1 protein-coding gene is annotated in these 592 nt (G+C 64.9%); it reads right to left on the bottom strand.

The window, feature by feature from the left end; translation table 11 throughout:
• Positions 1–47: 47 nt before the first annotated feature.
• The coding region (locus tag EN885_RS33050; protein WP_128335259.1) for a pyridoxal-phosphate dependent enzyme at positions 48–592 on the bottom strand (545 nt) is incomplete at its 5' end.

The following is a 592-nucleotide window of genomic DNA, read 5'->3' as shown; positions in this document are numbered from 1 at the left end:
TGTCACGATCGCCCGCAACTCTTTCTCGGTAAGGATGGTCATCCGGCTCATGCGGCGCGCTCCTTGAGCGATGGCGCTACGCCGCAAACGATTGTGCGGTGCGCGTCCATATCGATGTTGCGACCGGACAGCAGAACAACCATCGGCCCGTCCGACCTGACCTTGCCGGCCAGCAGTGCGGCGATGCCGACAGCACCCGCGCCCTCGACGATTTCGCGCTCCTGCGCATAGGCGTGACGGATTCCGGCGGCGATCTCGTCTTCGCTGAGCAGGATGACATCATCGAGCAGGTCGCGGCACATGGCGAAGGTCAGCCGATTGTCGAGGCCGATGCCGCCACCGAGCGAATCCGCCAGCGTCGGCAATTCTTCCACCAGCACCGGCTGGCCCGCATCGAGGCTGGCCTTCATCGCCGCGCCACGCGCCATCGAGACACCGATGACTTTTGTCCGGGGGCTGACGCCTTTGATGGCCGTAGCAACCCCTGAGGCGAGCCCACCGCCGGAGAGTTGGACCAGAACGAGGGCGGCATCCGGGACCTGCCCGATTATCTCAAGCCCGACCGTGCCTTGCCCGGCGATAATGTCGGGAT

The sequence above is a fragment of the Mesorhizobium sp. M6A.T.Cr.TU.014.01.1.1 genome, assembly GCF_004022765.1.
Classification (GTDB): Bacteria; Pseudomonadota; Alphaproteobacteria; order Rhizobiales; family Rhizobiaceae; genus Mesorhizobium; species Mesorhizobium mediterraneum.
This window is presented reverse-complemented; position numbering and strand designations above follow the sequence as displayed.